Origin of the sequence: Alteromonas sp. S005, from assembly GCF_036864475.1 — a bacterium.
Taxonomy (GTDB): domain Bacteria; phylum Pseudomonadota; class Gammaproteobacteria; order Enterobacterales; family Alteromonadaceae; genus Alteromonas.
The window spans coordinates 373,851-393,936 of the sequence record NZ_JAZETN010000002.1 but is presented as its reverse complement, the minus strand read 5'-3'; the positions used below and the strand labels follow the sequence as shown (position 1 = coordinate 393,936).

At 44.8% G+C, this 20,086-nt stretch carries 22 protein-coding genes and 1 tRNA gene; 5 read left to right on the top strand and 18 right to left on the bottom strand.

What is annotated here, in order from left to right; all coding sequences use genetic code 11:
• Positions 1-62 precede the first annotated feature (62 nt).
• The 6 genes from V7R55_RS04325 to prfC all read right to left on the bottom strand — a co-directional run bounded on the left by V7R55_RS04325 (position 63) and on the right by prfC (position 5,091).
• Entirely contained in the window at positions 63-266 is a 204-nt protein-coding gene (locus V7R55_RS04325) for a hypothetical protein (protein WP_334057636.1), read from the bottom strand.
• A gap of 65 nt (positions 267-331) precedes the next feature.
• Positions 332-487, bottom strand: a complete 156-nt coding sequence (locus V7R55_RS04320) for a hypothetical protein (RefSeq protein WP_334057634.1) — start codon at positions 485-487, stop codon at positions 332-334.
• A gap of 11 nt (positions 488-498) precedes the next feature.
• A complete protein-coding gene (locus tag V7R55_RS04315) occupies positions 499-669 on the bottom strand; it encodes a hypothetical protein (protein WP_334057632.1) in 171 nt (56 codons plus the stop codon).
• 298 nt (positions 670-967) lie between these two features.
• Complete coding sequence (locus V7R55_RS04310; protein WP_334057631.1) at positions 968-1,534, bottom strand: NADPH-dependent FMN reductase; 567 nt, start codon at positions 1,532-1,534, stop codon at positions 968-970.
• 203 nt (positions 1,535-1,737) lie between these two features.
• Positions 1,738-3,468 carry an arginine--tRNA ligase gene (gene argS, locus V7R55_RS04305; protein WP_334057629.1) on the bottom strand — a complete coding sequence of 577 codons (1,731 nt, stop codon included), beginning with the start codon at positions 3,466-3,468 and terminating at the stop codon, positions 1,738-1,740.
• 33 nt (positions 3,469-3,501) lie between these two features.
• Entirely contained in the window at positions 3,502-5,091 is a 1,590-nt protein-coding gene (prfC, locus tag V7R55_RS04300; RefSeq protein ID WP_334057626.1) for a peptide chain release factor 3, read from the bottom strand.
• A 379-nt stretch (positions 5,092-5,470) separates the two neighbouring features.
• Between prfC and V7R55_RS04295 the strand changes: the two genes are divergently transcribed.
• From V7R55_RS04295 to V7R55_RS04280, 4 genes are all read left to right on the top strand, one after another.
• The gene (locus V7R55_RS04295) at positions 5,471-5,923 is read left to right on the top strand and encodes a MarR family transcriptional regulator (RefSeq protein WP_334057624.1); all 453 of its coding nucleotides are present in this window, start codon (positions 5,471-5,473) and stop codon (positions 5,921-5,923) included.
• The gene (locus V7R55_RS04290; protein ID WP_334057622.1) at positions 5,923-6,996 is read left to right on the top strand and encodes an HlyD family secretion protein; all 1,074 of its coding nucleotides are present in this window, start codon (positions 5,923-5,925) and stop codon (positions 6,994-6,996) included. The genes V7R55_RS04295 and V7R55_RS04290 overlap by 1 nt, the downstream gene beginning before the upstream one ends.
• Before the next feature lie 8 nt (positions 6,997-7,004).
• Entirely contained in the window at positions 7,005-8,036 is a 1,032-nt protein-coding gene (locus V7R55_RS04285) for a DUF2955 domain-containing protein (protein ID WP_334057620.1), read from the top strand.
• A gap of 163 nt (positions 8,037-8,199) precedes the next feature.
• Entirely contained in the window at positions 8,200-9,957 is a 1,758-nt protein-coding gene (locus V7R55_RS04280) for a diguanylate cyclase (protein WP_334057618.1), read from the top strand.
• On the opposite strand, the gene V7R55_RS04275 is transcribed toward V7R55_RS04280, so the two are convergent.
• From V7R55_RS04275 to V7R55_RS04260, 4 genes are read right to left on the bottom strand one after another with little or no spacing between them, the layout of a single operon-like run.
• Positions 9,952-10,887 (bottom strand): alcohol dehydrogenase catalytic domain-containing protein, encoded by a 936-nt coding sequence (locus tag V7R55_RS04275; protein WP_334057617.1) that lies wholly within the window; start codon positions 10,885-10,887, stop codon positions 9,952-9,954. The genes V7R55_RS04280 and V7R55_RS04275 overlap by 6 nt on opposite strands.
• A gap of 30 nt (positions 10,888-10,917) precedes the next feature.
• The gene (dkgB, locus tag V7R55_RS04270) at positions 10,918-11,754 is read right to left on the bottom strand and encodes a 2,5-didehydrogluconate reductase DkgB (protein ID WP_334057615.1); all 837 of its coding nucleotides are present in this window, start codon (positions 11,752-11,754) and stop codon (positions 10,918-10,920) included.
• 21 nt (positions 11,755-11,775) lie between these two features.
• Positions 11,776-12,684, bottom strand: coding sequence for a TIGR03571 family LLM class oxidoreductase (locus tag V7R55_RS04265; protein WP_334057613.1), 909 nt, complete (start codon positions 12,682-12,684; stop codon positions 11,776-11,778).
• A 10-nt stretch (positions 12,685-12,694) separates the two neighbouring features.
• Positions 12,695-13,885: an MFS transporter gene (locus V7R55_RS04260; RefSeq protein ID WP_334057611.1), complete on the bottom strand. Its 1,191-nt coding sequence runs from the start codon at positions 13,883-13,885 to the stop codon at positions 12,695-12,697.
• 192 nt (positions 13,886-14,077) lie between these two features.
• On the opposite strand from V7R55_RS04260, the gene V7R55_RS04255 reads away from it, so the two are divergent.
• On the top strand, positions 14,078-14,974 hold the full coding sequence (locus tag V7R55_RS04255) for a LysR family transcriptional regulator (RefSeq protein ID WP_334057609.1): 897 nt from the start codon (positions 14,078-14,080) through the stop codon (positions 14,972-14,974).
• A gap of 7 nt (positions 14,975-14,981) precedes the next feature.
• Here V7R55_RS04255 and V7R55_RS04250 read toward each other — a convergent pair whose 3' ends face one another.
• The 8 genes from V7R55_RS04250 to V7R55_RS04215 all read right to left on the bottom strand — a co-directional run bounded on the left by V7R55_RS04250 (position 14,982) and on the right by V7R55_RS04215 (position 20,081).
• Complete coding sequence (locus tag V7R55_RS04250) at positions 14,982-15,911, bottom strand: DMT family transporter (RefSeq protein ID WP_334057608.1); 930 nt, start codon at positions 15,909-15,911, stop codon at positions 14,982-14,984.
• 228 nt (positions 15,912-16,139) lie between these two features.
• Positions 16,140-16,436 carry a 2OG-Fe(II) oxygenase gene (locus tag V7R55_RS04245; protein ID WP_334057606.1) on the bottom strand — a complete coding sequence of 99 codons (297 nt, stop codon included), beginning with the start codon at positions 16,434-16,436 and terminating at the stop codon, positions 16,140-16,142.
• A gap of 129 nt (positions 16,437-16,565) precedes the next feature.
• On the bottom strand, positions 16,566-17,066 hold the full coding sequence (gene rimI / locus V7R55_RS04240; RefSeq protein ID WP_334057605.1) for a ribosomal protein S18-alanine N-acetyltransferase: 501 nt from the start codon (positions 17,064-17,066) through the stop codon (positions 16,566-16,568).
• Positions 17,067-17,074: 8 nt separating this feature from the next.
• The gene (locus tag V7R55_RS04235) at positions 17,075-17,740 is read right to left on the bottom strand and encodes an alanine acetyltransferase (RefSeq protein ID WP_334057604.1); all 666 of its coding nucleotides are present in this window, start codon (positions 17,738-17,740) and stop codon (positions 17,075-17,077) included.
• Positions 17,741-18,083: 343 nt separating this feature from the next.
• Positions 18,084-18,160 (bottom strand) — tRNA-Trp (locus tag V7R55_RS04230).
• A 187-nt stretch (positions 18,161-18,347) separates the two neighbouring features.
• A complete protein-coding gene (locus V7R55_RS04225) occupies positions 18,348-19,208 on the bottom strand; it encodes a phosphotransferase (protein WP_334057602.1) in 861 nt (286 codons plus the stop codon).
• A complete protein-coding gene (pnuC, locus tag V7R55_RS04220; RefSeq protein ID WP_334057600.1) occupies positions 19,174-19,818 on the bottom strand; it encodes a nicotinamide riboside transporter PnuC in 645 nt (214 codons plus the stop codon). Before pnuC ends, V7R55_RS04225 begins: the two co-directional genes overlap by 35 nt.
• Positions 19,818-20,081, bottom strand: a complete 264-nt coding sequence (locus V7R55_RS04215) for a hypothetical protein (protein WP_334057598.1) — start codon at positions 20,079-20,081, stop codon at positions 19,818-19,820. The genes pnuC and V7R55_RS04215 overlap by 1 nt, the downstream gene beginning before the upstream one ends.
• Positions 20,082-20,086: the final 5 nt, after the last annotated feature.

Sequence of the window (20,086 nt, the reverse complement as noted above, 5' to 3'; positions counted from 1 at the left end):
GATTAAGCGGCTTTTTTCGCCACGGTCAACAATTTAAAATAAAGGGGTCGAAACATAATACCTTAATCGATGTTGCCTGCTCTCGATTCATCTGTACTTGAGAGCTTTGCAATCTTTTGAAGAATTGCGAGTAAGAGTAAGTTCTGAAACTCAGGCTCTGTTAGAAGCGAAAACCCTTCTGTAGAGATGATACTCTCAAAAAGAGAGATAATATTAATCGCAACAAGAAACCAAAATGCTACGTGGCTATAATTTTTCTTTTCCATGATTATTTACTTTGTCCATGCTTAACTAAAGGTAAAGAAGCAGACCTAAGCCTGCTCGATTAATATTAAGGAATTTCTGGCTCGTTTACCCCATCGTAGAACCCGCTGCCAAGTCCTCTGCCGAATTCATAGGCCAAATCAACCAAAGCCATATAGGTCAATACACGACCTAAGTAACCGCCACTACATTGCATTAGTTCTTCTTGATTCAACTCTTCCATAGCAAAGCTCCTTAAGGCAGTACGAATTCAGCGACATCGTCTAACCAGCGGTTTGACGTCATCACATGACTGTAGAAATAGCCACCTGCATACCCAGCACCGTAACCAATACCATACATAACATCGCCAACAATCCCTGCCCCTGCGACTTCATCGAGTTCGTTAATGTTAATTTCTTCCATAATAAAGCTCCTTTTTCAATTTAAGTGATGTGCGAGAGCACTTAGCTAGACTATGACATCAAAGCGATATTGGCGACTGGCCAAGAGTTGGTTTTTTATGTTGTCTCGTGAACTAAAATTCATTCTTACTAAGAAAGGTAATGAGAAGGCTTGATGGTGCTATCTGTTTGTCGTGTTAGGTAGCGCACCATTTAATTGAGGCAATTTCAAAAGCATATTTATTTAACATGGATACGAAAACTGCGCTATGCGTAGCTAGAGTGTCGACGGCTTACTCTAGCTACTCTGTTCTTATGTCTTAAGCTAGCTTACCTGCCAGCTCAGCTGTTTCTTTACCCAAGTTTTTAAGTTGTTTAATCGTCTTTTCATCCGTAATTACGCCATCTTCCATAAGCGTATTTATTTTTGCGATTGCTTTTTGATTTGGTAACACCATAGTACCTAAGTTTTCAAGCAGCATTCTTAGTACCACCAGCACGCGCATACCGCCTAGCCCGCCGGCCGACGCTGCCATGATCCCCGCCACTTTACCGCGATACGCTTGCAGTGGCTTTTCGCCTTCTCCCATACGTGATGCCCAATCGATAGCGTTTTTCAACAGTGCTGGGTAGCTAGAATTGTATTCTGGTGATGCTATAAGAAAACCATCATGACTCATTAGCAATTCTTTGAACGCCTGTGCTTTTTCAGGCATGCCAAATTCAGCCTCTTCGTCTTCATTAAATATTGGCATTTGATAGTCGGCTAGGTTAATAACGGTAACCTCTGCGCCAGCTTCACGGGCGCCTTCAGCAGCAACGTTAACAATAGCTTGGTTAAACGAACCTTTACGGGTACTACCTGCAAATGCAAGGATCTTAGTCATTTGGGTTTCCTGTCGTTAATTTGAATAGACTATTTAGTCTTCTTGTTTATAAAGATCTGTCGGCCTATCGGTTTTATTTGAAATGCAAAATCAATTATTGATACCGACAAGCTAGCTCTCTTGGTAGTTTGCGTTAAGCATAAAAAAGGCTGACAATCAATGTCAGCCTTTTCAATATCACTACCTATGTTGTACCGCGAACACTACATTTTTTCTAGTGTTTCGATGCCAAGTAGAGTTAATCCTTTCTCTAGCGTATTGGCAACCAAAGCTGACAAGGCTAAACGACTATCACGTACAGTTGGCTCAATGCCGTCTTTTAACATTGGGCAGGCTTCGTAGAATGTCATGAATGCTGACGCCACATCGTAGAGATAAGTACACAACACGTGAGGGGTCGCCTCGCGCGATACCATGCCAATTACTTCTTCAAACTGCATGAGCAGCACAGCGAGCGCATGCTCTTGTTTCTCAACGATGTTAATATCAACAGGCATTGTTGCCATATCAACACCCGCTTTTCTGAACAAGCTTTTCACTCGGGTATATGCATATTGGAGGTAAGGTGCCGTGTTACCCTCGAAGCTTAACATTGAGTCCCAATTGAACATGTAGTCGGTTGTACGGTTCTTGGATAGGTCAGCGTATTTCACGGCGCCAATACCTACCTTCCGTGCAACCTCTTTAAGCTCGTCTTCACTTAACTCGTTGTCACGCTCGGCAATCAGTTTACCTGCTCGCTCAACCGCTTCATCAAGCAGTTCAACCAATTTAACCGTACCGCCGGTACGGGTTTTAAATGGCTTACCGTCACTGCCTAGCATCATACCAAACGGGCAGTGCTCGTATGTTTGCTCTTCTTTCATGAAGCCTGCTTTGCGGCCTACAATTTCAGTTTGCTTGAAGTGCAGCGCTTGGCGAGCATCTGTAAGAATCAGCGTACGGTCAGCATTTAGCTTGCCACTGCGATAGCGCATTGCCGCAAGGTCTGTTGTTGCGTATAGATAACCGCCGCCCGACTTTTGAACAATGTAAACCGCAGGGTTACCTTCTTTATCAGCAAGCTCTGGAATAAATACTACCTGTGCACTTTGGTCTTCTACTGCAAGGCCTTTCACTTTAAGGTCGCTGATTACATTAGCTAAGTCGTGGTTGTACGCAGACTCACCCATAATATCTTTACGGGTCAAGCTTACGTTTAGCTTGTCATAAACTTCTTCTGAGTGAGCGATAGATACATCGATGAACTTTTCCCACAGTGCGAGGCACTGCGCATCTCCGCCCTGCAGTTTAACCACGTATTCACGGGCGCGGTCGGCAAAGCCTTCTTCTTCATCGAAACGTACTTTGGCTTCGCGGTAAAAGTCTTCTAGGTCAGATAGCGCAGTTTCCGCCACTTCCTCTTGAAGCTTGTCTGACAGATGCGCAAGCAACATGCCGAACTGGGTGCCCCAATCGCCCATGTGGTTTTGGCGAATTACGTTGTGACCCAAGAACTCGAGTACTTTAACTACTGCATCGCCGATGATGGTCGTACGCAGGTGCCCCACGTGCATTTCTTTCGCTAAGTTTGGCGATGAATAGTCTACTACAATGTTCTGTTCTTTCGACTTAGCAATACCCAAGCGCGGATCGGTTAGCGATAGCTCACACTGATTAGACAGCCAATCGTCATTTAAATGTACGTTAATAAAGCCAGGACCAGCCACTTCTAATTTACTGGCAATATCGTCAAGTTTAACGGTCTCAACAATCTTCTCTGCAATATCTCGAGGCTTTTGCTTAAGCTGCTTGGCTAGCGCCATCGCGCCGTTAAACTGATACTCACCAAATTCAGGTCGAGCGCTGCGCGAAACTGGCACTGGCGCATTTTCTACGCCCATCTCTTGTAGCGCTTCAGTGAAACGGTTAACTAATAGTGCATGTATGTTCATAATATATATTGTCTTTAATTAATTTTTTCTAGCTTAGTTTTCGCGCGTATTCGTAAACTGAATATCTGGGTAACGCTCTTGCGATAGCTGTAGGTTCACCATTGTTGGCGCGATGTACGTCAGGTTGTCGCCTCCATCAAGGGCAAGGTTCTGCTCACCTTTACGGCGGAACTCGTCTAGTTTCTTCTCATCATCCGCGTAAACCCAACGGGCTGTTGCAACATTCACGTGCTCATAAAGTGCATCTACGTTGTATTCGGCTTTTAGTCGTGCCACTACCACATCAAACTGAAGCACACCAACCGCGCCTACGATCAAATCGTTGTTTGCAAGGGGTCGAAACACCTGAACTGCGCCTTCTTCAGAAAGCTGAATAAGGCCTTTCAGCAGCTGTTTTTGCTTAAGTGGATCTTTCAAGCGAATACGTTTAAATAGCTCTGGCGCAAAGTTTGGAATACCAGTAAAGCGATAGTTATCGCCTGACGTAAAAGTGTCACCAATTCGGATAGTACCGTGGTTGTGCAAGCCGATGATATCGCCGGCATAAGCTTCTTCTAGTAAAGCTCGATCGCCTGCTAAGAAAGTCAGTGCATCGGAAATACGAACATCTTTGCCCAGGCGGCTGTTGCGCATTTTCATGCCTTTCTCATACTTACCAGACACAATACGACAAAACGCAATACGGTCGCGGTGTTTCGGGTCCATGTTGGCCTGAATCTTAAATACGAAGCCACTGAACTTGCCGTCAGTACTTTCAATAGTCCCTTCTTCGGTTTCACGGCCTAGTGGCGCTGGCGCCCATTCAACCAAACCATCAAGCATATGATCAACACCAAAGTTACCTAATGCTGTACCGAAAAATACTGGCGTTAGCTGACCTTCCAAGAAAAGCTCTTGTTCGAATTCGTTAGATGCACCGCGTACAAGCTCTAGCTCGTCACGTAAGGTTTCAGCAAGATCACTTCCTACTGCAGTATCTAAATCAGGATTATCTAACCCTTTGATGATGCGCACGTCTTGGATAGTGTGACCCTGGCCGCTTTGATACAAAATAGTTTCGTCGCGGTGCAGGTGATATACACCTTTAAAACTCTTACCACAGCCAATTGGCCAAGTGATTGGTGCGCACAGAATATCAAGCTCGGTTTCTACTTCATCAAGCAGTTCCATAGGGTCGCGAATATCGCGGTCAAGCTTGTTCATGAAAGTTACAATCGGCGTATCGCGCAGACGGGTAACTTCCATTAGCTTTCGGGTTCTGTCTTCTACACCTTTCGCGGCGTCGATAACCATAAGGCATGAGTCAACGGCCGTCAGTGTACGATAGGTATCTTCAGAAAAGTCTTCGTGCCCTGGAGTATCCAGCAGGTTTACTAAGTGATCGCTATAAGGAAACTGCATGACCGAGGTAGTTACCGAGATACCACGCTCTTTTTCCATTTCCATCCAGTCAGATTTAGCATGCTGACCAGACTTTTTTCCTTTTACGGTACCGGCAGTTTGCAGGGCGCGCCCGAATAACAATACTTTTTCGGTAATCGTGGTTTTACCCGCATCCGGGTGCGATATGATTGCGAACGTACGTCGCTTTTTAATCTCTTCTAGAAGTTTCTTATCTGACATCAATACTTATCTTCGTTATCTATTATCCCTGTAAACCAATAACTTACAGGCGCGTTTTTCACCGGATAAGCAATGCTTATCCGCGCAAATTGTATATTGCGTTGAAACGCTTGATACGGCTTGGTAATTAATTGCGCGGATTTTAGCATTTTACTGGCCGTAACAGTAGAGCGAAATTACGTAGCATCTGCCTCATAAGGGGTTAAATGAATCCACGGTTTAATTTCAAAGATGCCTTCAAGTTTTTATCATTCAATTTAACGAAAACCTTCACGTAGACGCTCGACGAACTTATTAACCTACTCGTCCCATAACCATTTACTTAGCATGCTAAGCAAATAAAATACTTAGCATGCTAAGTATTTCAACAGGTATTACGATGATGTTTTCAGAACCTATGCCGCTTCACTTAATCGCGCTGTTTGCACGTACCTCAAGAACGTGCAGAAAAACGGTCTCTAAATCTGTAGCCCACCTTGACCTCACTGAATCGAGATGGCGTGTGATGATTCATATGTCTTTGCTTGGCGAAGGATGTACCCAACAAATATTAGCAGAAAGTCTTGAAATAGAGATGCCGAGCCTGACTAGAACAATCAAGCAATTGGAAACTGCGGGTTTGATCAAGCGTATTGTTGATGACAACGATAAGCGAAGCCGTTTGCTTTATTTCACACCAATGGGAAAAGGCCGTATGAACGATATTGAAAGCACGCTGGCTGCACTGCGGGATGAGGTCTATGCAGGTATATCCGATGAAGAGCTAAATACAATGGCTTTATGTATTAACAAAATTGAGCAAAATGCCGTTCGGCTACTGGAGGCGAATTAGTGAGTGAAAGAACACCCGACCAAGCTTTTGCAAGGTACGTAAAACTGGCGTTAGTAGCCTTTGCTGCTTGTTTTGTATATTTTGTAGTTGCTGATATTCGCATGCCAATGACACCTCAGGCAAGGGTATACCATCAGGTTACACAAATATCACCTCAGCTAAATGGCCCAATCACTAAAGTACTAGTTAGCAATAACCAATATGTTAAAAAAGGGCAAGTATTGTTCGAGATTGACGATACACCCTACCATATTGCGCTTGAAAAAGCGCAGATTGACTTAGCAAATGTGGCACAAGAAAACGCTCAAATTGACGCCCAGGCAGAAGCAATGAAGGCAAGAATAGCAGCCGCGACCGCCACACTCGTAGAGCGCAAAAGTGATTATCAACGGTTAAACACCCTAATTGAAAGCAACGTGGTTTCTCAACAAGACGTGGATAAAGCTAACGCTCAACTTCAAAGCGCCGAGGCTGAATTAAGCGCACTTAAAGCTGAATTAAACCAGCAAATTGTTGCTAGAGGAGAAAGAGGAGATCGTAACCTCAAATATCGAGAAGCCCGCAACGCGCAAAATCTTGCCGAATTAAATCTGGCATACACCAGAATAAAGGCTCCCCACGACGGTATTATGGCAAATATGCAGGTGACAAAAGGAACCTATGCCAAACAAAGCGCTCCCCTTGCATCTGTTGTAGATAATAGGCTTGACCTGGTTGCTGACTTTAGAGAAAAGTCGCTAATCAATGTAAAGAAAGGCGTGCGTGCTAAAGTTGTTTTTGATGCGATACCTGGGGAGGTCTTTTCGGCGCAGGTGGAAGATTTCGAGGCTGGCGTTAGTGATGGCCAACTGTCAGCAAACGGTACGCTAGCCGCAGTTGAAAAATCGAACCGATGGGTACGTGACGCGCAGCGCCAGCGTGTTCACATCAGCTTAGAAGAAAGTGAAGCTTCATTAAACCATCTGACAAGTGGTGCCCGGGCGACGGTTCAAATTGTTCCTAATAACCCTATAGAAAGTTTTGTTGCGAATGCACAAATTCGCTTTATCAGTTTATTGCATTACATCTACTAAAGCAGGTTATGAAAACACACCTCAGTGAAAACGATTTCCAACAGATGCTTAGGATTGCCAGCGGCGCGACTCTCGGGTTTACGATATCTAAGGCGATGGACTGGCCGAACCCAATATTTTTTACCCTTTATCCCATCTTATTGTTAGGGCTGGTAGCTGTTTTAAATGGGCACATAATAAGACAGTTTCTTGCAGCGACCGTGTTCCCGGCAATGGTTGTGCTAGTAGTGTATGGTTTGTTTGGCACCCATCCGCTGCTTATTACACCATTAATCGCAGCAACCTTTGCTTTTTTGTTTTGGCAAATGAGTAAAGGTACGCTGTATTTATTCGGGGCCTTTTCCCTTGTAGGACTATCGCTGCAGCTTCATTTTGCCAGCTACAGTAGTGATGGAATAGATATCTATGCATTGGTCATATCAAACATAGGTGCAATTCTGTTGGCATTGATAATTGCATTCGCCTTGCATATTGTTTTTCCAGATGAAGCGCCGCGCACGCCTTTGCCCAAAGCGACAAAAGATAAAGCGAGTATTCGTCACGAAGTTATCTTATGTACGACAGTCGCCACATTATCCTTTGCTGTGTTCCAAACCTTTGACTTAGTAGATTCGATATCAGCACAAGCTGCGAGCGCCTTGATACTATTTCCACTTTGTTGGAAAGGCGCAACGATGAGTGGATGGCAACGGGCACTGGGTACACTCATTGGTTGTAATCTTGCCCTGCTCGCCCAGCTTATTTTGCTCAATTACAGTGATACGTTATTTTTTGCTAGCTTTAGCTTATGGATATTGGTGTTTTTCATCAGCCGCCAACATGTCTTAGGCGGAGGTGGTGCTGGTACTGGCTTCGGTGTGCTAACGACCTTTGGCATTTTGTACGGCCAGTCACTCTCACCTCAGCAGGATATTATTTATAGTGCGCTGTATCGCTTTTCATCGGTAGTGGTTGCCATTGCACTTAGCCTGTGTGTTATTTACGTTGTACATCGCGCTCTCAATACCTATCAAGCGACACGACATCACACATTTTATTAGCTTCGCGTTCTGTCACGACCTTAGTTAGTTATCCACGCTAAAAACGCTACAAGAAATAGGCGATTTACCTATACTTATGTTTTATTTAATGCGTACTAAATTTTTGAAACTATGTGCTATATTGAGCTGTAAATAAAAAAAACCAATAAAACAAGGACGATGAATGCTGCGAACATTGCTCGCATGGCTTGTAATAGCATGCTGTTGCCAAACGGCCAACGCAGCTAATTTCAATAACTCACAAACTATGTTGTCTTTAGATAACGATGTAGTTTTTGCGGTAAGTAACTCAGCAACTATAACCGGCGAAGAAGAATGGTTTTATAGCACTGATGTTATTGATAGGTCGCCGTCACAGTATTTGCATTTCAAAGTTCGTATTTACAATCAGTTAGATACGCAAGTTCCCGTCTGGTTTTCAATAAGTTTCCCTGCAATGAAAACGTTAGTTGTCACCGATGGCAATTATCAATGGGAAACCGGCGACAGTACACCTTACAGTACTCGAGCGGTGAATACGCCCAACTATCATTTCCCCTCTGTATTGCAGCCGTCTTCTTATACTGAGTTTACCGGCACTATGTCTGGTGAGATTTTAAGATACAGTTTCTCGGTCGCCACACCTGAGTATTACAGTAACTTGTATATGAAAACCTTGCAGCGGGATATGGCATTTTTCGGCGCAATGGGGCTGCTTACCCTACTTTGTGTATTAGGCTATATTGCCAGCCGTAACTTAGTTTTTTTGAGTTTTGCATCATTTATTTTTGCAACAACATTTTGGTTTTTCCGCGTGTTCGGTTACGCATTTGAACTACTGTGGCCAAATACGCCGGGGTTGAACGATATTAGCTACGCCATAAGCATTTATTCGGTATTGATTACTGCATTTTGGGTATTGTTTCAGACACTCGCGCGAGACGACCATGAGGTTTACGGGGCAAAAACAATTAAAGCTTTTTGCATAGTGCTTCCGCTGCTGGGTATTTTACTGTGGCAAACAGTGGGGTTAGATATTGCCTTAAAACTGCCTGTACTCCTCTTTTTCCCTTATATACTGATAGCGGGTATCGTTATCTTTGTAGAGCATAGACGGGGCTCTGATAGAGCCAAATGGCTTGCCGCCGCTATGCTTCCTGTAACCTTTAGCACGCTAATCCTTACCATTATTGCACTTTTTGAAGTAGACCTTTACCTCGAACCCGTTGCCACCTTTATGACTGGGCTAGTTATGACATGCCTATTTATGGTTGCACTTACCGCAAGCTATATGGTGAAAGTTGTTCAAAGAGAACGAGACGCACAGAAAGAAGCTGCTAAGTTAAAAAGTGAGCAGGCATCAAAATTAGAAGCGCTGGTAAGAGAGCGCACCCTTGCACTTGAACAAACGAATAGCACGTTGGCAGAACTGGCTTCCAAAGATAGTTTAACCGAATTGCCCAATCGGCGTACGCTGGATATGTTCGTAGACAATACGTTTGATAAAACCTTACACGATCATGAGGCGCTAGCCATTGCGCTAATTGACCTAGATCACTTTAAAAGTATCAACGATACATTTGGTCACGATGTCGGTGACGAAGTACTAAAAGGCATTGCTAAGATTCTTGCGCCGCTTAATGATGAGTGGCAAGTAGCAGCGCGCTATGGTGGAGAAGAGTTTGCCATTGCAAAGCGCGTAAAAGCGCTCAATACAAGCAAGACCACCCAAGCCGACGAGTTTGCAAAGCAACTGGAAACTGTCCACAGTGCCATCAACCAGTTAGCCATTGCATCGATTGACGATAGAAAGTTAGGGGCATGTATAGGTTGGACTTTATGTAAAGGCCCCGACGATATTGTCGAAGCCTTCAGACGAGCTGATAAAGCCCTTTACGTAGCCAAAGATAAGGGAAGAAACTTAATCATTCCGGCTTTATGAAACCGCAACCACTGCCTTTCGTTTGTCTTCTTTTGAAAATTGCAGCGCCTTGTTCAAATTATCGAATTCAAACACGTTAGGTATTTCGACAACCAACGTTTGCGCAGCAACTTGCTCAAGTAGAGCCTCACCGTCTTTCACCAAACGCTGCCACTGTGACAAATCGCCATAATCATGCAGCGCACCTAGCGCTATCTCATGATAAGAAATAGTACGCGTGAAAGGCGCATCAACAGGCACTTCAATACGACCTAGAATACTCACTACATGACCATTTGCTTCAAGAAGCGGTACAAGTGACGCCGCATAGTCTGGCCCGTTCGCGTCGAAAAGCGCGTAAAATGTTTGTCCTTCAGGTTTACCGCGATGGATGGCTTTTACGCCCATCTCACCGGCTTGCTCTTGCGAAAAGCTCCCTGAGATAACATGTACATTAAAACCGGCCTGAGAAAGCATTTGCGCCAGCAATTTGTTAACGGCGCCCATACCGCTGACTAACACGTCAGCCCCCTTTCGGACCGGCACTTTACTGAACGCTTGCCAGGCAGTAAGCATTGGACATGGCAACGCAGCAGCTAGTGCAAAATCAACGCTTTCCGGCACGACCATTACACGGCTAGCATACACTTCACTATGATCGGCAAAACTTCCGTTTTCACTTAGGCTATGATGGTAAGCCACATGCTTACCCAATAGATTGTTATCAACGCCCTCACCTACAGCGACAACAACACCCGCACCGTCCACACCGGGAATATGCCCTTTTTCCCAGTCGCGCGGGTTATCATCGATAAACTTCCAGTCAACTGGGTTAATGCCAATAGCATAGTTGCGCACGACAATACGTCCTGCCTTCGGCTCAGAAAACTCGCGTACCTGCTTTACCAGTGATGCGCCAGCTTGTTCAAATTGCCAAACGTTAGCTTGCATAAAAGCTCCTTAACACAGTGATTTTTCCGATTAGTCCCACGCAGGTGAAAAATCTGGGTTAGCTTGACGGTCGCCACAATCTAGCGCGTCAATCTTTGCGATATCGTCAGCGCCCAAGGTAAGTTCAAGCGCTTTGAAATTGGTTTCCAGGTTCTTGCGCTTAGTCGACGATGGAATAGTGACTAAACCATGGGCCAGCTCCCAGGCTACCACTACCTCAGCAGTGCTCACACCGTGCTTATCTGCTATTGCAATGATGGTCTCGTCTTTTAACACTTTACCAACAGCAAACGGCATATATCCTGTCACTGTAATACCGTGTTTCTCACACGCTGCACGCACTTTTTCATTAGTAAGATAAGGGTGCACCTCTACCTGATTCGTGGAAATAACGCCCTCGCCCAAGATATTCACCGCTTCTTCAATTTGTGCAACGGTAAAGTTAGAAATACCAATTTCTTTTGTGAGCCCCAGCTCCTTAACGCGCAGCAATTCACCTAGGTACTCTTCCATGCTTTCGCCGTTTTCCGGTGACGGCCAATGAATAAGTAGCAGGTCAACGTACGACAGTTGAAGCTTTTCCAAACTCTCTTTCACGCTATCCACAAAACTTGCTTTATTCAGCTTGTCATTCCACACCTTGGTGGTGACGTAAAGGTCTTCACGTGCAACAAGGTTGTTTGTAATAGCGTCTTTAATAGCACGCCCTACCGCTTCTTCATTGCCGTAAATTTGCGCCGTATCAATGTGACGGAAACCCACTTCAAGTGCCATTGTCACGCTGTTATAGGCTTCATCGTCTTTTAAGCGGAACGTGCCTGCACCTAGCGAAGGAATTTTAGATTGTGACTGATTTACATTCGGCATGATGCCTCCTTGTTGGTTCCGTTATTTATGAAAGTGAGGTAATACGTTGTCAGCAATGCGCTGCATCGCGCCTTCTACTGGTTGCGTATTACGTCTGAAGTGCAGGCCAATATGATCAACCCCCGCGTCTTTCATTGCATTGAGTTCTTTGATAAGCCCATTTACACCAGTTTCAACCCCGAATCGGTGGCGTTTTATGGGCGCTTCATCGTCTTCAACCAAATTAAGATGAATAAAGCTAACGTACGGCTTGTTGCCCGCGACATTTCGCCATAGTTCTACGCGCTTTACATGCTCGTTCGGTGTACCTGGATACGCCAGCCAACCGTCCATATTTTCTCCAACCCACTGAGGGCTTTGCTGAGCGAGCCCTGCAACGTACAATGGCGGCGTGGTTGAGCGCGGTAACAGCGACATGCCAGGCTTAAGGGAATTCTCACCGTGCTTTACAATTTCAAGTGACTGCCTGAAGTGCTCGCCGCGACTGTCAAAATCGACATCGAACAACGGATACTCAACCGGTCTATCCCCACTGGCTACACCGAGTATAAGGCGGTCGTTACTTAGCTGCTGCACCGTTGCTGCCGCCTTTTTAACAAGCCATGGCTGCCTAAGAGGTAAAACAACAGCGGCTGTGCCTAGTAGAATATTGTCTGTAATACCCGCTAAATAGCCCAGGTAAGTGAAGGTTTCGAAAACCTGAGCGGCGTCACCAAAGCTAGGGTCATAAACCGGTACATCTCTTACCCACGCTGCTTTAAACCCTAGTTTGTCGGCTAATTGAATACGGCTGTGATGCTCGGTCATATCAGGTACGCCGAATGGCGTACCTTTTGTGGCGTCGAAATGCGCCCAGTCGTTATCTAGCGGAAGCTCTACACCTACTGAGAACGTATGTTGTGCAAGCTTATCAAAGGTATTTGTCGTCATTGTGACCTCCCTACGCGCCCGTTGTGTTATTCGCAGTACTGAGTGCGCGCTTGTCTAAATAGCCGCTGTAACGTGTAACAAGTAACGCTGCAACAGAGATAATTGCACCAATCCATGCGGTATCAGATAGCTGCATGCCGTCTACAATTGCACCGCCCAGAATTGACCCCACTGCTATGCCAATGTTAAATGCCGCGATATTTAAACCTGAAGCGACATCAACAGCATTAGGGGTAAACTTCTCTGCTAATTGAACAACGTACACCTGAAGTCCTGGAACATTGCCAAAGGCAAAGGCGCCCCACACTAAAACGGTGATCACTGCGGCAACTTTACTGCCCATGGTAAACGTCAGGGCAAACAAGATGAATGCAAGGGCTGAAAAGATGATTGTTAGCGCGCGGATTGGGCCTTTTTTGTCAGCAAGCTTGCCGCCATAAATATTGCCTACCGCGACAGATACACCGTAAACCAGCATAATTAAGCTGATAGCTGAGGGCGCAAACCCCGCCTCTTCCTGTAATATAGGAGCGAGATAGGTGAATGCCGTAAATGTGCCGCCATAGCCCAATATCGTCATTAGATACACCAATACCAGACGAGGCTGAACCAACACCTTCATTTGCTCACTCAAGGTGGCCGGTTTACTTTGTTTAAGATTGTTCGGTACCAGCAACGCACTGCCTATTAGCGCAAGTGTGCCAAGCGCGGAAACTACTAGGAAGGTTGCCCTCCAACCGAAGTTTTGACCAATCCAGGTACCCAAAGGTACGCCAGTAACCAAGGCTACGGTTAAGCCCGTAAACATAATGGCAATAGCGCTGGCTTCTTTTTCTTTCGCCACTAGCCCTGTAGCAATAGTTGATCCTATGGAAAAGAACACACCGTGCGCTAAGCCTGTCAAAATGCGAGCTAGAATTAAGCTCTCGTAGCTGGGCGCTTGCCAAGCAAGAATATTACCACCCACAAATAGCGCCATTAAGCTAAGCAGAACATGCTTTCTATTCCACTTTCCCGTAAGGGCGGTAAGAACCGGTGCGCCAACGGCAACACCAACGGCGTACAAGCTTACCAGTAAGCCTGCGCTCGGTAACGTAACGCCAAGATCAGTAGCAATGGTGGGGACAAGCCCCACTATCACGAACTCTGTTGTGCCAATAGCGAACGCACTTAACGTCAACGCAAATAATGCAATAGGCATTTCAATTATCCTCAAAAAGTAATTAACGAGATGGCTTGATTAACAACGCCACCATTGGCCTCTAGAACGAACAACTACGCCGTTTTTTGAAAGCCATTAATAAAGTGCGTACAGTTTGACGATAAATTTATTTGCAAAAAACAGCACTAATGACAAAATACTTTTGCGATATTTGAAAATATAAGGTGTGCGATGCCAGTCTCATCAAAAACTGAAGATTTAGAAGCGTTCCTAACCGTTGTGGATACAGGTAGTTTTTCCAGTGCTGCCAATTTACTCAATCAGCAGGTTGCGAAAGTCAGCAGAGCGGTAACCCGGCTCGAAGATGGGTTGGATGTAACCTTATTGAATCGCACTACCCGACGATTGGAACTAACAGAGGAAGGTGAGCTTTTCCTGCAATATGCCAGAGACGGGCTTAATATATTAGAAAAAGGCGAAGAAGCATTACGGCTATTAAAGCGCGCCCCTTCTGGAAAACTTCGGGTTGATGCTGCGAGCCCGTTTGTATTCCACCAGCTAGCGCCGTTAGTGGGTGAATTTCAAGAAGCATTTCCTGACATAACGCTCGATATCACCAGTCACGACAGCATTATCGACCTGTTGGAACATAAAACCGATATCGCAATACGTATTGGTGATTTAAGTGATTCTAACTTGCACGCTAGACGTTTAGGAAAAAGTAAGCTGCATATTGTGGCAAGCCCACAGTATCTTGAAAAATATCCCATATCTAAAGGCGAGTATGGAATTAGCACGCTAAACAAGCACAAACTGATTGGTTTTAGCGACTCACCAAGTCTAAATAAATGGCCGCTTAAGCAAGATATTAACTTGCAGTACAGTCTTCGTGCGTCAAGCGGCGAAACTATTCGCCAGCTGTGTTTGGCAGGTCAAGGTATCGCGTTACTTTCTCACTTTATGGTACACAAAGATATCAGTGCTGGCACGCTGGTAGCGCTATTTCGCGACGACATCGTCAGCCCAAACCGCAGAGAATCGGTACAAGCGGTGTACTACAAAAATAGTGCAGTATCGTCTCGTATCTCTGCGTTTTTAGACTTTATACAGCCTCGACTAACCCTTTAACTAACCTTTATTTCGCGTGGCCTTTACCTAATATTTTTTTAAGTGTGCTTTGGGGGAGGCCATTTACTATTAGCGCGGCTATCATCAATATTGCGCCAGCCATTACCATAGGCAGTAGCGTTTCTTTAAGCAATATCACAGAGCTTACATAGCCCACTATCGGCGTAAGTGTACTAATAAGCACGATTTTATCTGGTGGTAATTTAGGCCCCGCCGCTACCATGAGGCCAAAACCGAGACCCGTTGCCACTGGCCCAATGTACGCCAATAGTAACCAATCGCTTATATCGTAAGCCCCAAAATTAGGTGTTGGCTCGACTATGAGAGCAATAGCAAGCATGGCGAAACCTGCGATGGTAAACTGCCAGAAGACAGCTTCAATGACGCTTCCCTTCCACTTGTGAAAAGACACTCTTCGAATAGCGACCGCCCACAATGCAGATGCCAGCAACATACCAAAGAGCGGTAGCCATGCGCCCGGTTGTCCCGAAGCAAATAAAATCATTGCACAGCCAATGGTAGATATACCGGTTAGAATTAATCGCTTAGAAGGTGGACGTTGCCGATACCATAGGGTGTCGATAAGCAGCATCCAAAGCGGTGTGGTGTAAATAAGAATACTCGCCGTGCCGGCAGGAATAAACTGCAGTGAGACAGTAATAAGCCCCATTGATAGGATAAACTGGAAAAAGGCAACGACCAACACCACCGAGCGATCTTTACGATTGAGCACCGGTAAACGTTTTTTGGTGATAAGTACAAACAGCGCGAGTACGGGAAGGCTTAACAAGAAGCGCAAGCACACCATCCATACAGGCCCTACAATCTCAAGCCCTAATTTCATGCCTGGCCAGTTAAGTCCTAAACACAACACCGCAACCAGAAGCATTTTAATGCCTTTTGATTGCTCTTTTTCCGCCACCGATGATGAAGACATGCGTTTTAAAAAATCCAATTACACGAACTGCGTTAAGAAAAGTTTCTACCGCCCGGTAAGCTGAATGTAGGCGGAGAATTTTGAGGGCGCAAATATAAGTGAATTAGCAAGGGATTAAAACCTTCCTGACCGTGCAAACACGCCAATTTATCGACCAAATGGTCAACTTTTTAAAACCTTGTGGAAACTTTGCTATACGGGTGGTTAATCACTGATAAACACTATGACTTACAGGTACAATGCAACAGACAGCAGCTTCCGCTCCCCTCTTTCTATTTTGCTTACGCTGTGCATGTACTTATCTGGCCGAAAAAAGTAAATGCGGTTAAAGAGATTAAAGATGACTTTCTCTGCCCAAAATTGACCGCCGCGCTTCGGCTTTTTTAGTACTACATTAAATTTAAAGTAACGCCCGCTGCCCATAGGGTCATTATGTTTTAACACTCTATGACCCTCTTTGTAGGTAACCACATTAATAGCAAATCGCTTTGATGAGACTATCGCTTTGTTGAGCACTTTAGCCATGCTGATTCTACCTTAGGTGAAGAGAACGTGATGCGATTTAAACACGCGCTGCTATAAGCTGGGAAGCGTATGCTGAGTTCGGATAATGCTTTGATATACGCGAAACGTATATGCCTAGGAATACAAAAGCTAGGCTAAGGTGGGGTTTGTCCACTGCATGATTTTAGCGTTTTCTTTTTGTGCGCTGTTTCCATTACTCTTGTCATTCCCGTCATCATTACTTTTTACGGTGTAATAATTTTTGCGGGTTTCTATATGCTCAAACCCCGAGCTCTCGTAAAGCGCAATAGCAGTATGATTACTTTCACGCACTTCTAGCCACATTTCACGCATTGCATTTTTCACTGATGTCTCAATGACAAAATCAACTAAAGCGCGACCTATACCCTTGCCTCTTGCGCCACTGTCTACCGCAATATCCATCAGGGTAGCTTCATCAACGACTTCAAGCATAATGGCATAGCCAATAATCTTGTCATTTTCAAAAGCAAACACCCCATAATAGGGTTTGGTGAAACAGTCCGCGAAGGTACTTAATTTCCAAGGCGACACTTGCGCCTCTTGATGGATAGCATGGGCAAGTTCAATGTGCTCGTTAAAGCCTTGCGGCGGTACGATTGTTAACTTCATCGACGCGACTACTGGCCGTTAGCGGAGTGGTTTAATTTGCGTGCTGCGCTGATAAGCTGCACCCACAGCTCCCGTTTTTGCACAGTTGTCAGTTTAAGCGGTGTGGCTGGTAGTATAATGGCCGTTGCGGTTACCGATAGCGTACGGCCAATCATTATGGTGCTAGCCCACTGTGACGGTATACCCAACTGAACACAGGCTAGCTGCAAGTCTTTTAGCCATTGCTGTGATTTTGCTTTCTGTTCGGCACTTAACGGAATACCTTCTGGCGATGCAGGCCCTTTTGCTTCGCGTTGCGCAACTTCTGATTTATTCGCAACATTCCTGTCAGTTACCTCATTTGATGGCGCATGATGAGTCGTCGTTTTGGCTGTGACAACATCGTTAGACCGAGATTTATCTTTTGCGCTGCCGCCCACATTTGCCCTTAATTGGGCAAGGCGTGACTGCTTTTGTTCTTGAGAGATTGGCGTTGATGGCGACTTATTTTCTTGGCCGTTTTGGCTAAAAGGTGTTTGTGGCGATGTGCCAGTAGCCGCGCTATACTTTATCGCTGAGGTATTGCCTTCTTTTAAGCCTTCTTGCTTTTTCATCTTCGCATGGGCGTCTTTAGTGATCCACACAGGGATCCCCATTTCCTGTAATACCGCCTGCTGATATGAACTAAGAGACATTGCGTAAAAGACCTAAAGCTAATAAACCGTTATTTATCTAAGTTTACTAAAGTTGCTGAGCTGAATGAATAACTATCGCATTCTTTTACGTAAAGTGCGCTATTTAGTGGGCACATGAGGCTTAATAAACCCTACCCATAAGTTAGCCAAACATTGAACCTTTTATTTTACAAGTATTAGCTCGCGCATAGAATCTTGAATATTTAAATCCACGAGACAAAGCACTAACGGTATGCGTTGCGAATCAAAATGACGATAAATAAATATAAAGAAAAAGCTAGATAAGAAATTTACATAAAAATATTTTTTACGTTTGAACTGACTTGTTCACAAGAAGAGAAAGTGGCAGGGGTGGAGGGACTCGAACCCCCAACCATCGGTTTTGGAGACCGCTGTTCTACCAATTCGAACTACACCCCTAGCGCGCTGTGCATTATACGGATGACATTAAAAAGGTAAAGCCTTTTTATCACTACCATGCACTGCATGCTTAATTAACACGCAATGCGCTGATTTTTCAATCGAATAACGTCAAGTATGCCTGTTCAAGCTAACCATTATACTGGCTTTATGCAAAGGAAAGCCTATAGCGCTTCACGCTTTGCGTCTAGTTACTTTTATTCGCATTAAGTGCAGCAAACCACAGGTCGTTCGTTATATGAACAATGTTGGAATGTAGCTTAAACTTATCCAATGCATCGCCTTTGTCAATATTCATGACGTTTGCGTAGTGAACAACTAATTCTTCGCTTTCATTCACGTCGAGTTTATTGATAAGGCAGCAGCTTGCTAAATCGAAGTAACGATTTCCCATTGCTGCATACTCCCAATCAATGATCTTGACCGCGCTTTCTTTACCAAGCAATAGGTGATTAATCAATAAGTCGTTGTGGCACAATACGCAGTCTTCATCGTCTTGTTCGCTTTTAATTACGCTCTTTTCGAGCGCCTGCGCCTTTAAGTAAAGCTCACTATTGGTATCAAGCTTTGCGACATCACTGTAATGCTGCCACCTTGCAATTAGATTTAATGGCTTGGCGGTAATAGACAGCGAATGGATACGCACGAGGGTTTCAGCCAACGTGTGTACAGGACGCCTAGTTGAAGCAAGCTCATCGCTTGCATTATGACTTTCCCACTGTTCTACCCAGATGGTTTCTTCATCGCTTAACCAAATTGGCTGCGGCGCTATCCCTACTTGATACAACTGTTGCTGCAAAGCAAACTGATGTTTGCGCTCCACACCACTGAAATCATCATCGCCCAGCCACTTAACGGCTAAATCGATGGGGACATCTTCAAGCTTTTGATGAGAAGTAATTTGAGGGTTACCTTCACTTAAACTTAATAGGCTATTTGCTGGGTCTTGAACGCGGTAAACACGGTTTACCGCACCAGCAGGATGTACCGAAACCTCTGCATTCTCGCTAAGATTAAGCGCCTTTTGCAGCGTGGCGATGATATCCAACCTGTTCACCTTGTTTCTTATATTGTACAAGCCATTGATAATAACCAAATACTGCGAAGCCTACATAACCTAGGAAAAGGCAAGCAGACAATGCATAGCCCACTTGCAGGTATAAATATGCCGAAGCTAGATTAATGAAAAACCAGTAAACCCAGTTTTGCAAAATTTTATGTGCCACCATAAATGTCGTGACCACACTTAGTAAGTTAATGCTTGCATCTAATAGTAGGTACTCACTATTAAATTGCGAACCAGCCACTTCAGAAAGACCCCAAGCAAGTAATAGCATGCTTGGGACAATGATCAAGTGCAACCAAAGCGGCCAATGAAGAACTGGCTTAACCTCGCCTTCTTCCGCCCCTTTCGACCACTGATAATAACCATACCCCGCCATTATCATGTAAAAGAAGTTAAGCGCCGACTGGAATGGCAAGGTTACTTGCCAAAATAGCCAGGTGTAAATTGCTGTACTTACAAAGGCGCACAGCCAACACCAGCTATTTTGTTTAGCTGCTAATAATACATACGCGATGGCAAGTACAACCGCTACCCATTCTAACAATGAAGTAGCGGCAATTTGAGAAGTAAACTCTGAAAAGAAGTTAGCCATTAAGATGACTTTCTTGCTTGCATAGCATCGAAATTTAGAAACTTAGCAACGAATATGGCCTGCCCTACTTCTTCGTGAGTTCTCTGCATTTCGTCGCCGAGTATTTTCATTACTACAGCGTAATCCCCCGTAACCTGGGTACTAGTAGAACATGTTGTCACCGTGATATCGCCGTAGCTATTTAACCTATCAATAAAATCTTGAATAGGCGGAATATATTCGTTAACCAAAGGGTACAACGACAGTTCAACCATAACTTGCATGTCTG